Origin of the sequence: Morganella psychrotolerans, from assembly GCF_001676155.1 — a bacterium.
In the GTDB taxonomy this organism is placed as follows: domain Bacteria; phylum Pseudomonadota; class Gammaproteobacteria; order Enterobacterales; family Enterobacteriaceae; genus Morganella; species Morganella psychrotolerans.
In genome coordinates this window covers 116,227-130,079 of record NZ_LZEW01000032.1, presented here as the reverse complement: position 1 = coordinate 130,079, position 13,853 = coordinate 116,227, and the positions used below count along the sequence as shown (strand labels likewise).

Genomic DNA, 13,853 nt, shown 5'->3' with positions numbered 1-13,853 from the left:
ATGTAACATTGTTATTATTCGGCGGACATGTTGAATAAAAGAATTTAATATATAAGAAATTTAATTTTTGCGATGATTCATTAATATGCATCATTTTCAGACTGAGCTTCAGAGGTATACACTCTGTTCTCTGACAGATTAATTTCCATATGGGTAATTTCGCTTAATTCCGGATTAATTAAAAATTATTAATTTTAGTTAGGTAAGGATAAAAAATGATCAAGAAGTCGATTTTTGCACGAACACTCGTTTCTCTGCTGCTGGGCACAGCAATCAGTGCTTCTGCACTGGCTGCGACAGAAAACACCGGTCATACATTACGGCTGGCTATCGGCGCAGAGCCGACCGAAGGGTTTGACCCGATGCTCGGCTGGAGCCACGGCAGTTATTTATTACTGCACAGCCCGTTACTGAAACAAAAGGCCGATCTTTCCTGGCACAGCTATATGCTGGACAACTATACCCACAGTGATGACGGAAAAGAGTGGACGCTGACGCTGAAAAAAGACCTGAAATTCTCGGATGGCTCTCCGCTTGCCGCGAAAGACGTGGTCTTTACCTATAATAATGCGGCAGCAAGCGGTGGCAAAATCGATATGGGGAACTTCGCCAAAGCCGAAGAAATTAACCCGCAAACCGTCAAAATTACTCTTTCCGCCCCGCAAAGTACGTTTATTAATGTCTTAGGCTCTCTTGGTATTGTTTCCGCCGATAAATACGATGCAAAACAATATGCTCAGAAACCAATAGGTGCGGGTCCGTACCGTCTGGTCAGCTTCCAGCCGGGTCAGCAACTGATTGTTGAAGCCAACCCATACTATGCCGGACCGAAAAATGACTTTAATAAACTGATTTTTGTTTTCCTGGATGAAGATGCCGCCTTTGCCGCAGCACAAAGCCGCCAGCTTGAAGTTGTCCGTATTCCGCCGGTGATAGCAGCGACCGCCGGGGATGTTAAGGGCATGAAGCTGGTTGAACGCGCCAGTGTGGAGAACCGGGGTATTGTGTTCCCTATCCCGAAAGCGGGTGAAAAAGATGCGCAGGGCAATCCAATCGGAAACGATATCACCTCTGATGTGGCTGTCCGTAAAGCAATTAACTATGCGATTGACCGCAAATTGCTGGCGGAACAGGTGATGGAGGGCTATGCCGTTCCTGCCTTTACCGGGGTTCACGGGTTGCCGTGGAATAATCCGGACGCTGCATTTAAAGATGGTGATGCGGAAAAAGCAAAACAGATTCTGGAAGATGCCGGCTGGAAACTGAACAAAGACGGTCTGCGTGAAAAGGACGGAAAAGTCGCGAAGCTGACTCTGTGGTACACCAGCGGAGACACCACCCGCCGTGATCTGGCGCAGGCGCTGCGTGCATTCCTGAAACCTGTCGGAATCGAACTGGATTTACAATCCGGCAGTTGGGAAACGGTTGAACGCCATATGCATTCGAACCCGACACTGTTCGGCTGGGGCAGCCTGGATCCGATGGAATTAGTCCATCATTACAGCAGCAAGGCCGCCGGTGTGGAGTTCTACAACCCGGGCTACTATAAAAATCCGCAGGTGGATGCCATCCTGGAAAAAGCCATGAGTGCCGCCGATCAGGAACATGCGATCCCTGTCTGGCAGCAGGTGGACTGGAACGGTAAAACCGGTACCGGGATTAAAGGTGACGCCGCCTGGGCATGGTTGCTCAATGTTCAGCATACCTATGTTGTGAATAATTGTGTGGAACTGGGTACAGGCGCGCCGGAAATACACGGCTCGTGGTCACTGTTAAACAGCGTGGATGACTGGGCCTGGACCTGTAAATAATGCGCAGTGCACTATTTCTTTTTGTGCGGTTTGTTTGTCTGCTGACGGTGACAGCTGCGGGGGTGTTTATCCTCCTCAGCTATTCACCGATAGATCCGATCAGAGCCTATATCGGAAACGATTTATTGCACGTACCACCGGAGCAATACCCGGTGATCGCCGCCCGCTGGGGGCTGGATCAACCGCTGTGGCAGCGTTTTTGGATCTGGTTTTCACAGATGATCAGAGGCGATCTCGGGTATTCGATGCTGTATAACGCGCCGGTGTCTGAGGTGATTTCAGCAAGGCTGGGTCCGTCACTGGCGCTGCTTATCAGTGCCTGGTTTTTCTCCGGTATTGCCGGGCTGCTGATGGGGCTGGTGGCAGGGCGATATCTGAATCGCTGGCCGGATAAAATTATTTCAGCACTATCCTATCTGTTGGCGTCGATCCCGACATTCTGGATAGGGCTGCTGTTACTGTCCCTGTTTGCAGTTTCGCTGCAATGGGCACCGGTCTGCTGCGCCTGGCCGATGGGCGAAGATGCTGACAGTGCAACATTCGGACAGAAGGTTCACCATCTGATCCTGCCGGTACTGGCGCTGGGGTTGCTCGGTGTCGGAAATATCGCTCTGCATACGCGGGCAAAAGTGGCGGAAGTGATGAGCACTGAATTTATCCACTACGCAAAAGCGCAGGGGGATAAAGGCTGGCCGATGATTAAATTTCATGTGCTGCGCCACGCGATTACACCGGCGCTCTGTTTACAGTTTGCGTCTGTCGGGGAATTACTGAGCGGCTCCCTGCTGGCGGAAAAGGTGTTTGCCTATCCGGGACTCGGGCAGGCGACAATAGATGCGGGGTTGCGGGGTGATATCCCGTTACTGATGGGCATTGTGATGTTTTGCGCTATCCTGATTTTTATGGGCAACAGCACAGCCGATATTCTGCTGCGCCGTATTAACCGGGGGGTTATCCGCGAATCATGACCTATAACCCGAACCGTGCACTGCTAAGACTGATCGGCACATTACTGATGCTTGTCCTGCTGGGCGTGTACGCCATCTGGATAACGCATCTTGATATTGATATGGATTTCCTGGCGCGGCGTCAGGCGCCGTCTGCCGCTCACTGGTTTGGCACAGACAGCCTGGGGCGCGACCTGTGGGATCGCACCTTTCAGGGGATGGCGACCAGCCTGCAAATAGGGCTGATTTCCGCCATGACCAGCGGAATGGTGGCGCTGATCATGGCGGGGCTGTCCACGGTGAACAAGGGAACGGATTATCTGGTCCGTGGTGTGATTGATGCCCTGCTGGCACTGCCGCACCTGTTGTTACTGATTTTAATCTGTTTCACGCTGGGCGGCGGAAAAGCAGGGGTTATCTGGGCGATAGCCCTGACACACTGGCCGAAACTGACCCTGATCCTGCGCTCGGAGATTTTACGGGTACGGGAAACAGATTATGTGATGCTGGCACAGCGCATGGGAAATTCGCGCCTGTATTGCTGGCGTCATCATTATCTGCCAATGTTATTACCGCAGTGGATTGTCGGCACATTACTGATGTTCCCGCACTCTGTACTGCACAGTGCAGCGCTCAGTTTTCTGGGCTTTGGTCTGGCGCCGCATGAGGCATCACTGGGCATTTTGTTATCAGATGCGCTGCGTTATCTCAGTACCGGTTCCTGGTGGCTGGCGTTCTTCCCGGGATTTGTGCTGGTCGGGTTGGTCTTACTGTTTGACCAGTTTGCAAAAGCGTTACAACAGCTCTGGCTGAGGATCGCATAATGCTGAAATTTGACCAGCTTGCTATTGATGTCGCACAGTTTAACTGGCTGAGAAAAAAACGCTGGCAGCCGCTGCTGAAAGATATCTCCCTGACTATTCATCCGGGAGAGCTGGTGGCACTGATTGGCAGCAGCGGTGAAGGTAAAAGCCTGTTACTGCAAAGTGCGCTGGGATTGCTGCCGGATAATATGCGCTGCCGTGGTGCCATTTCTCTGGCAGGGGAAACGCTGACAGAAGCGACAAAACAGCGCCACCGCGGAAATACCCTGTGTTATGTGCCGCAGGGGGTCAGTGCGCTGAACCCGCTGGTGCGGGTTGGTCCGCAGCTTGAACGCGCGGCAACACTAAGCGGAATGCACGTAAAAATGCATGATGTGGCGCGTCAGCTGCAACGTTATAACCTGCGTCCGGAGCTGACGGATGCATTTCCGAACCGGCTGTCCGGCGGAATGGCAAAGCGGGTGCTGACCTGTGGCGCAACACTGACCGGCGCACAGTATATTTTAGCGGATGAAATAACGTCCTGGTTGGATGATGAACACGCAGGGCAATTGCTCGCGCACCTGAAAGTATTGTGCGGGGACGGGCGTGGAGTGTTGTGGGTCACGCATGACCTGGCAATGGCGGCGCGTTTTGCCGACAGAATAGCGGTTCTGCGTCACGGGGTTTTACAGGAAACGCTGACCTCACAGGCATTGCTCAGCGGAGAAGGCAGTCCCTGGCTGCAATCCTTATGGGATGCATTACCGGAGCACCGTTTTCTCAATGGTGCAAAACAGAACCGGCAGTGGCACCAATAATAATGACCGGCGATCCGGATGCAATAATATGTTTTATTTTATCCGGATATGAGTATTGCTATTTTATTCGCTGAAAATCAGCGTAACGTAAAATTTTACATTTAAATACAGTAACAAATATTTATTCTCTTATATGCGGTCACGGAAGCGCCGTATAATCTGAAAAGGAATCAAAACCTCGTTTTCTTATAAGGAGAACAGCGGTGAATGATTTATTTTTATTATTAATTAATTAGTTACATATTTCACTATCTGTATTTCCGGTTGTGCGTACGCGCATGCCCGGCGGTCAGTGATGTGTTACGCCTGAAAGGTAAGGTGTCTTTATTTCAGGCGGATATTCACTGAAACAAAAAACGGAAACTACGGTGATACGGAGAAATCAATCATTCCGCTCCCGTGTTTTTAAATGCTGGTTTCAAGATCCTGTTTTCAATCCATTGTGGAGGCACTATGCAATTAACCCCGAGAGAAGTTGAAAAACTAATGATTTATACCCTGGCCGATGTCGCACAGCGACGCCGGGACCGGGGCGTAAAACTTAATTACCCGGAAGCTGTCGCGATTATTACGGTAACAGCTCTGGAAGGCGCCCGGGATGGCAAAACAGTGGAAGATGTGATGAAGGAAGCTGCCACGGTTCTGACCAGAGCCGATGTAATGGAAGGCGTTGATGATTTGATCCCGAATGTTCAGGTTGAGGCCATTTTTACAGACGGCAGCCGCCTGGTCACTGTTCATAACCCAATCAAGTAAACGCATAAGAAAGGTGAGGTTTCTGATTATGAGCAATACAAAACAACCGACGCCATTAGGCGGTGTCATTTTTGCGGATACCCCGATTGAATTTAATACCGGCAAACCGGAAACAAAAATTAAGGTTCGCAATACCGGTGATCGTCCTATCCAGATAGGCTCACATTTTCACTTTTTTGAAGTCAACCATGCTCTGGAATTTGATCGCGAAGCGGCTTACGGCAAGCGCCTGAATATTTCATCAACGACGGCTATCCGTTTTGAACCGGGCGATGAAACCGAAGTATCACTGATTCCTTACGGCGGCAAACAGACGGTTTACGGGTTTAACAACCTGGTGGACGGTTGGACCGGAACAAATGTGAACAGCAGCGAACGTCCGGCAAAAGTGATTGCACTGAACAATGCGGTTGCCCGGGGTTTCAGCCATAAAGCGCAAGAGAAAAAGTAATTCTCCGTACTTATGATTTCCCGGCTGTGATGCGAAGGCATCCTGAATAGAAAAGGAACATGTTATGCCACAGATCTCCAGACAAGAATATTGCGGTCTGTTCGGACCGACCACAGGGGATAAAATCCGCCTGGGTGATACCGATCTCTATATCGAAATTGAAAAAGACTTACGCGGCTACGGCGAAGAATCTGTCTATGGCGGGGGAAAATCCCTGCGTGACGGGATGGGCGCAAACAACACCCTGACCAGTGACAATGGTGTACTCGATCTGGTTATCACTAACGTGACAATTGTTGATGCCAAATTAGGTGTTATCAAAGCAGACGTTGGTGTGAAAGACGGCAAAATCGTCGGTATCGGCAAGAGCGGAAACCCGAATCTCCAGGACGGTATTACCCCGGGCATGGTTGCCGGTGTATCGACAGATGCCATCTCCGGTGAGCATTTGATCCTGACGGCGGCGGGTATTGATACGCACATCCACCTGATTTCACCACAGCAGGCGTATGCAGCACTGTCCAACGGCGTCACCACCTTCTTCGGCGGTGGTATCGGGCCGACAGACGGCACCAACGGGACAACCGTTACCGCCGGGCCGTGGAATATCCGCGCCATGCTGCGTTCACTGGAAGGTCTGCCGGTCAACGTCGGGATGCTTGGTAAAGGTAACTCTTTTGCCCGTGATCCGCTGGTTGAGCAGATTATTGCCGGTGTTGCCGGTCTGAAAGTTCACGAAGACTGGGGTGCGACATCCAACTCGCTGCGCCATGCCCTGCGTGTAGCTGATGACTATGATATCCAGGTCTCCGTCCACACTGACAGCCTGAACGAAGGCGGCTATGTGGAAGATACCATTGAAGCCTTTGAAGGCCGTACTATCCACACTTACCACACTGAAGGCGCAGGCGGCGGTCACGCACCTGACATCATCAAAGTGGTCAGCCAGCCGAACGTGCTGCCGAGCTCAACGAACCCGACACTGCCGTACGGGGTCAACAGCCAGGCAGAATTGTTCGACATGATTATGGTCTGTCATAACCTGAACCCGAACGTGCCTGCGGATGTCTCTTTTGCCGAAAGCCGTGTGCGCCCGGAAACTATCGCTGCAGAAAACGTCCTGCACGATATGGGGGCAATCTCCATGTTCTCCAGTGACTCTCAGGCGATGGGGCGCGTTGGCGAAAACTGGCTGCGTATTGTCCAGACGGCAAATGCGATGAAAGCATCGCGCGGCAAACTGCCGGAAGATGCAGCGGGGAATGATAACTTCCGCGTACTGCGCTATGTGGCAAAAATTACTATCAACCCGGCGATCGCGCAGGGGATCAGTCATGTGCTCGGATCAATTGAAGTGGGCAAAATGGCGGATCTGGTGCTGTGGGATCCGCGTTTCTTTGGCGCCAAACCAAAACTGGTTATCAAAGGCGGCATGATCAACTGGGCGGCAATGGGTGATCCGAATGCGTCTCTGCCGACACCACAGCCGGTCTTCTATCGTCCGATGTTTGGTGCGATGGGTAAAACATTACAGGATACCTGTGTGACCTTTGTATCTCAGGCGGCGCTGGATGATGGTGTGAAAGAGAAAGCGGGTCTGGAGCGTCAGGTTATGGCGGTTCAGGGATGCCGGACAACCACTAAACGTGACCTGGTCCGTAACGGTGAAATGCCGGATATTGAAGTGGATCCGGAAACCTTCGCCGTGAAAGTGAACGGGGAGCATGCAACCTGTCAGCCGATTTCGGTGGCAGCGATGAACCAGCGTTATTTCTTTGGTTAACAACGTCCGGGTTAATAACGTCCGGGCTGATTGACACCCCGGCGGGCAGATATCTGCCTGCCGGGCATAATAAAAAGGTAATTCCATGATCCTCATTGAGCACATTCTCGGTAACGTCAGAAAAGAGACGGCGTGGGCTGAAAAAGCAAATGATATGACGGTGGATATGCTGATCCTTGATCAGCGGGAAGCCCAGAAAAGTCGTTGTCGTAAACATACCCAAAACGGGCTGGATCTCGGGATCGCATTAGATCGCAATGTCCTGCTGTCTGACGGCGACGTTATCTATACCGATGATGCAACAAATACCATGGTGGTGGTTCAGATTGACCTGCGCGATGTGATGGTTATTGATCTTCAGCGTCTGCAGGGCAGTACGCCGTCAGAGCAAATCCGTATCAGTTTCGAACTGGGACATGCGCTCGGCAACCAGCACTGGAAAGCCGTGATTAAAGAAAACAAAGTCTATGTTCCGCTGACCGTCAGTGAAAAAGTGATGGAGTCGGTCATGCGCACTCATAACTTCGGCAATGACACATTTGCATTTGTAAAAGGCGAAACCATTCTGCCGATCCTGACAAATTCAGAATCCCGTCTGCTGTTCGGCGGCGCGGAAGAAACGGATACCCATGTGCATGTGGCACATCATCCGCGTCACGATCACGGACATTCGCACAGCCATGACCACGGTGACGGAAACAGTCACGATCATAGCCATGATCATAATAACGATCATGGTCACGGGCATGAGCACGATCATGACCATAAGCACTGATCAATCAGACGGAGGGTAAGTAAGATGAAAGCGTCTGATCTTATCCGGATCATGCAATTCGGTGATTCTGCACTTCCTGTCGGTGCCTTTACCTTCTCAAACGGGGTGGAATCGGCGATCCATACAGGCGTTGTGCACAATGCAGAAACGCTGAAAGGCTTTGTCCGCACAGCACTGAAACAAGCAGCAAACGGTGACGGCATTGCCGTTGTCGCGGCACACCGCGCAGTAATGGCAGAAGATAATGAGGCCGTTATGCAGGTGGACCGGGCGGTAAATAACCGCAAACTGAATGAAGAAGCCCGCCTGATGGCAACGCGGATGGGTAAAAAACTGGCAGAAATATCTATCCATATTTTTGATAATCCGACCATTTCCTGGTGGCTGGCACAGATTAAAAGCGGCGCCACGCCCGGAACGTTGCCTGTGACTCAGGCAATGGTAATGGCTGTACAGGGAATTGGTGAGCGTGAAGTGGTGGTGATGCACCAGTACGGAATTGCGATGACTATCCTCAGCGCGGCAATGCGCCTGATGCGGATCACGCACTTTGAAACACAGCACATTTTATTCGAACTGAACAACGACATTGAGGCGTTCTGTGATATCGCGGCCTGCGGAGACATTGAACAGATGTCCTCGTATGTGCCGGTCATTGATGTCCTTGCAGCGGTTCATACCAAATCTTTTGTCCGCCTGTTTATGAACTGACAGGCGGCTGACTTATTTTTTAGGGAGTTATTCATGAAAAAAATGACACGGATCGGAATCGGTGGCCCGGTAGGATCAGGTAAAACAGCCATTATTGAAGTGATCACCCCGATCCTCATTGAACGCGGGATCAAACCCTTAATCATTACCAACGACATCGTGACCACGGAAGATGCAAAACAGGTAAAACGCACACTGAAAGGGATCCTCGACGAAGAAAAAAATCCTTGGTGTGGAAACCGGTGCCTGCCCACACACTGCGGTGCGCGAAGATCCGAGCATGAACATTGCCGCTGTGGAAGATATGGAAGAGCGCTTCCCGGACAGTGACGTCATCATGATTGAGAGCGGCGGTGACAACCTGACACTGACCTTCAGCCCGGCACTGGCAGATTTCTACATCTATGTTATCGACGTGGCGGAAGGCGAGAAAATTCCGCGCAAAAATGGTCCGGGACTGGTGCAGGCAGATATCCTCGTCATCAATAAAATCGACCTCGCGCCGTATGTCGGCGCAAGCCTGGATGTGATGGAAAGCGACACTAAAGTGGTGCGTGGTAACCGTCCTTATATTCTGACCAACTGCAAAACCGGTGAGGGCATTGTTGAGCTGGTGGATATGATCATGGATAAATTCCTGTTTACACATCAGGTGGCAGGAGCAAAAGCATGACACAACTGAGGGCTGAGATTACCGGGACGCCAACACGTCTGCGGGCTCATCTCTTAGGGGAAAAGGCGCCGGAAATGGCGCCTTACCAGGATGAGCCGAAGCAAATGCAAAGTGGTGCGATCGGAAAGAGCGGTTATCTGAAACTGCGGTTTGCCAAACGGGAATACCGCAGCGAACTGGCGGAAATGGAACGCCGGGTGCCGTCTCTGGTTCAGCGGGCGCTGTACTGGGACGAACTGATGCCGCAAATGCCGTGCGTAACCATGATTTCAACCTCCGGTTGCCTGTTACAGGGCGACCGGCAGGCGCTGGATCTGATTGTGGAAGAGGGCGCGTGTGCGCATGTCACTACGCAATCTGCGACCAAAATCCACATGATGGAAGCGAACTACGCCACCCAATATCAGAATGTGGTGGTGGAAGCGGGCGGCTATCTGGAGTTTCTGCCGGATCCGATTATTCCGCACCGTACGGCGCGTTTTATTACAGACACGCACATTACGATTGATCCGACGGCAACCCTTCTCTATTCCGAGATCCTGATGTCCGGGCGGAAATATCACCATCCTGATGAGCAGTTCGGGTTTGATATTTTCTCCTCAAAGATCCGCGCGCAAGATCCCGCCGGAAAAGAGTTATTCGTTGAGAAATATGTTCTGGAGCCTAAAAAAGAGCCGCTGAATGTCGTGGGTGTGATGGGCGGGTTTGACGTGTTCGGTAATGTGATTTTACTGACCCCGAAAGAGCATCATGCCCGGATCCTTGAGCGTCTGGAAGCGCGTTATAACACAGATGAAGAGGTCGCGTTCGGGGCAACACAATTACCCAATGAATGCGGACTGGTGTTTAAAGTGCTGGGCGTGGACAGCCCGAAAACCAAAGAAGCGGTTCGTTACTTCTGGCAGATAGCCCGGGAAGAGATCCTCGGGATAACATTGCAAAAGCCGTTCCTGTGGCGCTGATGCGCCATGTGATGATAGCGGCGGTTACTCAGGGGATTGATTGTGCCGGTCATAATCAATCCCTTTGTATGGTTCACTTTCGGGAGCAAAACGATGGCAGATTCAACAATCAGCCTGAACGGCTGGAATAAACTGGCAGGCTCCAATCCTGTCATCCATTTTATTGATATCACGTTGCGTGGTTGCGCGCAGGTGATGTTTCAGAATAACCCGCTGACCGGATTATTCTTTTTTGCGGCCATTTTTACCGGCGCTTACAGTGAAGGTCTTCCGGCGGTCGCCTGGGGCTGTCTGCTGGGGACAGTGGTATCGACGCTGACGGCATATATCAGCAAACTGGATACCGGATCACTGAGCGCCGGGCTGTATGGCTACAACGGCTGTCTGGTCGGGGTGGCACTGCCGACTTTTCTGGAAAATACCCCGTTTATGTGGGCATCCATCGTCCTCGGCAGCATTGTCGCGGTGATCGCGACTATCTCCCTGACGGATTTCCTGAAAAACTGGAAAGTCGCGGCACTCACCGCGCCCTTTGTGCTGGTGACCTGGACTATCCTGCTGGCAAGTTACAGTTTCTTCGGCATCAAAGGCGTCAGCCTGCCGGAACCTGCACTGCCTGCGCAATATGTGGCTCCCGTTGATGGTATTCCGTACTCTGATCTTCTCCCGGACATCTTCCGTGGCGTATCGGAAGTATTTCTGCTGAGCAGTATTACTGTCGGCGTACTGTTTGTTATCGGGCTCGCGGTAAGCTCTCTGTGGGCGGCGGTATTTGCTGTACTGGGATCGTTACTGGCCTTTGGCGTTGCTTCCTTCCTGAAAGCAGATTTCGGCAGTGTTCACACCGGGCTTTACTCTTTCAGTGCCGTATTAACGGCGATCGCACTGGGATCGACCTTTAATAAACCCAGTTTCAAAGTGCTGGTCTATACCATCGTTGGTGTGATTTTTACGGTCTTTGTGCAGGGAGCGCTGGACGTGGTATTAACACCGTTCGGGATCCCGACACTGACGATGCCGTTTGTCCTGGCATCCTGGCTGTTTCTTGTGCCTAATCAGGATATTATGCCGGAACACCGTCAGTAATAGGGGAGAGATATGCTGATTAATAAATTGATGGCAGGGGTACGCGGATTACTGAATCTGAGAGTGATCCTATCATTACTGCTGCTGGCTGACGGAGTAATGATCCTGTCGCCGGTTCTGTTTTCCTACACCGGTGATATCGCCTGGAAGGATGGTGGCTTCACCGCGTGGCTGCAATCCCTCGGGTTTATGAAGCTGCTGGATATTCCCCGCTTTATGATGGGGTTACTGCTGGTGCTGCTGTCACTGCTGATGCTGACCGGGGCGCGTATCGCGTGGCTGTTCTCTCTGTTTATTCTGCTGATCATGGCGCTGATGGATCTGGGACTGGCGCGTGAGTATTCCGGACAGGGCTATTTCTCTCTGGCACTTTTGATTGCCAACGGCTGCCTGTGGCGGAAATTCCCGCTTCACAGTCTGACCAGCGCCGGGGTTGTCGCGATAAGCAGCATTATCCTGCTGGTGGTCTATTCTGTGTTCGGCACACTGTATCTCGGTAACGAGTTCCAGCCGCATGTGACGGATATCTCCTCGGCGTTCTATTTTGCCCTGGTCTGTATGACAACGGTCGGGTTCGGGGACATTATCCCGATAAGCACTGAAGCGCGGATGTTTACCCTGACGGTGGTTGTTTTCGGGATCACTATCTTTACCACATCCATTGTCTACATTGTGGGTGTTGTTCTGCGCGGCACGCGTGAGATTGTCAAAAAGAGGTTGTTACACATGAAAGAGCACTATGTTGTCATCGGCGCGAACCCGCTGGCGGTCAATCTTTATAAAGGACTGAAAAAACGCGGCCTGGAAGCGGTTGTTATCTGTACGGCTGATCAGAAAGCCAATTTCCCGGACGGCACGATTGCCGTGATCGGTGACGGCGCGGATGCCGCTACACTGGGCAGCGCCAATGTGAAAGATGCGCGCTGTGTTATGGCGGTCAGTGACAGTGATGCGGACAACACATTCACTCTGCTGGCAGTGAAACAGCTTGCCGGGGAAGGGGTGAAAACAGTGACCATTGTGAATCAGGAAGAGAACCGCGGAAAAATGCGCCTGCTGCATGCGGACATGTCATTTTCCCTGTCACAACTCGGCAGTGAAGTGCTGATGAAAATGCTGTGCGGTGAAAATATTGATAACAATGTGATGGCTGATATTTTATTAGCCAAAACGCCGTAAGCAGACCTGCCGGTGAAACATAAAAATATTAACCTGAGCCACGGGATTTCCCGGGCTCAGTCATTCTTCTATACCCGGTTTAAGCAACTGCACGGCATGCGTATCGCGCTGGCCTTTACACTGACGTTTCTGGTGTTCCGGGAAATGCACAGCGATAAACTCGATTACATCATCATGACGCTCATTTCTATCCTGATGCCGATGCCGTACTGGGGAAATGTGCTGATCCGCTCGATGCAGCGCACCCTCGGGACGATTATCGGATCACTTGCCGGGATGTTGCTGCTGTATACAGAAACCCACTCTTTCCCGCTGATGCTGGCGCTGGCGACAGTCGCGATGTTTATCTGCGGGTTGATAGCGCTGGGTAAAAATATGTATGTCGGGATGCTTATCGGCATGACCATCAGTATTGTTGCCACCGCCCCGGTCGGAGATATGGACTCTGCACTTATCCGCTCGGCACAGACGGTCGGCGGCTCTGTCCTGGCGCTGCTTTTCTCGGCTATCCTGCCGCTGAAAGGCTTTGTTTTCTGGCGCATGAATATCAGTAAAATTCTGCATGATACGGCACGGCTTTATGATGAGCACATTATGAAACTGACCGTAACAGACCCGGATAAGTGGGATAATCAGCTTAAAGACACATTGTCCGGATTGCTTGCCTGTAACACTTATATTGCTCCATCAGCAAAGGAAACCCATGTTCCGGCGGCGACATTTTCTGCCATTCACGGGCGGATCAGGCGGCTGGTGGCGATCCTCGAACTGCTGACAGATACATTCAGCAAAAATTATTTCAGCCATGCACTGAATACAGAAAATCCGTACATTGTGCAGCTACAGAAAAGCAACAGTGCAATAATGAAGATCCTCGCGGATATTTTTGTGCAGGGGAAAGATAATGATAAACTTGCACACCTTCAGGCGCTGCGGGCGACCACACATGAGCTGCATCAGAAAATTAATGCACAGCCGGAAAGTAACACATCAGACGCTATGATGGTCGGGATGAGTGTGGAAGTGATCAAGCTGCTTGATGAAGTGTGTGGTCTGGTACAGATTGATATTTCAAAGCAGATACTTAAATAAGGT

Annotated in this window: 13 protein-coding genes and 1 pseudogene; all 14 read left to right on the top strand. The window is 51.4% G+C overall.

The annotated features are described in order from the left end of the window. The first annotated feature begins 215 nt into the window (after window positions 1-215). The 14 genes and pseudogenes from AYY16_RS17465 (at window position 216) to AYY16_RS17400 (ending at window position 13,850) form a co-directional block, all read left to right on the top strand. Window positions 216-1,811 carry an ABC transporter substrate-binding protein gene (locus AYY16_RS17465; RefSeq protein ID WP_067369559.1) on the top strand — a complete coding sequence of 532 codons (1,596 nt, stop codon included), beginning with the start codon at window positions 216-218 and terminating at the stop codon, window positions 1,809-1,811. Continuing rightward, window positions 1,811-2,779, top strand: a complete 969-nt coding sequence (locus AYY16_RS17460) for an ABC transporter permease (RefSeq protein ID WP_067369556.1) — start codon at window positions 1,811-1,813, stop codon at window positions 2,777-2,779. The genes AYY16_RS17465 and AYY16_RS17460 overlap by 1 nt, the downstream gene beginning before the upstream one ends. Further along, a complete protein-coding gene (locus AYY16_RS17455; RefSeq protein WP_067369553.1) occupies window positions 2,776-3,582 on the top strand; it encodes an ABC transporter permease in 807 nt (268 codons plus the stop codon). The genes AYY16_RS17460 and AYY16_RS17455 overlap by 4 nt, the downstream gene beginning before the upstream one ends. After that, a complete protein-coding gene (locus AYY16_RS17450) occupies window positions 3,582-4,382 on the top strand; it encodes an ATP-binding cassette domain-containing protein (protein WP_067369549.1) in 801 nt (266 codons plus the stop codon). Before AYY16_RS17455 ends, AYY16_RS17450 begins: the two co-directional genes overlap by 1 nt. A 453-nt stretch (window positions 4,383-4,835) precedes the next feature. Further along, window positions 4,836-5,138 (top strand): urease subunit gamma, encoded by a 303-nt coding sequence (locus AYY16_RS17445; protein WP_067369547.1) that lies wholly within the window; start codon window positions 4,836-4,838, stop codon window positions 5,136-5,138. Between the two features lie 28 nt (window positions 5,139-5,166). Further along, complete coding sequence (locus tag AYY16_RS17440; RefSeq protein WP_067369545.1) at window positions 5,167-5,589, top strand: urease subunit beta; 423 nt, start codon at window positions 5,167-5,169, stop codon at window positions 5,587-5,589. 64 nt (window positions 5,590-5,653) lie between these two features. After that, window positions 5,654-7,372, top strand: a complete 1,719-nt coding sequence (locus tag AYY16_RS17435; RefSeq protein ID WP_067369542.1) for an urease subunit alpha — start codon at window positions 5,654-5,656, stop codon at window positions 7,370-7,372. An 85-nt stretch (window positions 7,373-7,457) separates the two neighbouring features. Continuing rightward, complete coding sequence (locus AYY16_RS17430; RefSeq protein WP_067369539.1) at window positions 7,458-8,147, top strand: urease accessory protein UreE; 690 nt, start codon at window positions 7,458-7,460, stop codon at window positions 8,145-8,147. Between the two features lie 24 nt (window positions 8,148-8,171). After that, window positions 8,172-8,858 (top strand): urease accessory protein UreF, encoded by a 687-nt coding sequence (locus AYY16_RS17425; protein WP_067369536.1) that lies wholly within the window; start codon window positions 8,172-8,174, stop codon window positions 8,856-8,858. A 33-nt stretch (window positions 8,859-8,891) separates the two neighbouring features. Continuing rightward, a pseudogene (ureG, locus tag AYY16_RS17420) lies at window positions 8,892-9,531 on the top strand (urease accessory protein UreG). After that, window positions 9,528-10,493 (top strand): urease accessory protein UreD, encoded by a 966-nt coding sequence (locus AYY16_RS17415; RefSeq protein WP_067369534.1) that lies wholly within the window; start codon window positions 9,528-9,530, stop codon window positions 10,491-10,493. The pseudogene ureG and the gene AYY16_RS17415 overlap by 4 nt, the downstream one beginning before the upstream one ends. Before the next feature lie 93 nt (window positions 10,494-10,586). Beyond that, window positions 10,587-11,579 (top strand): urea transporter, encoded by a 993-nt coding sequence (yut, locus tag AYY16_RS17410; RefSeq protein WP_067369668.1) that lies wholly within the window; start codon window positions 10,587-10,589, stop codon window positions 11,577-11,579. Between the two features lie 12 nt (window positions 11,580-11,591). Then, the gene (locus AYY16_RS17405) at window positions 11,592-12,758 is read left to right on the top strand and encodes an NAD-binding protein (protein ID WP_067369531.1); all 1,167 of its coding nucleotides are present in this window, start codon (window positions 11,592-11,594) and stop codon (window positions 12,756-12,758) included. Window positions 12,759-12,770: 12 nt separating this feature from the next. Continuing rightward, window positions 12,771-13,850, top strand: coding sequence for an FUSC family protein (locus tag AYY16_RS17400; protein ID WP_223861243.1), 1,080 nt, complete (start codon window positions 12,771-12,773; stop codon window positions 13,848-13,850). Window positions 13,851-13,853 lie beyond the last annotated feature (3 nt).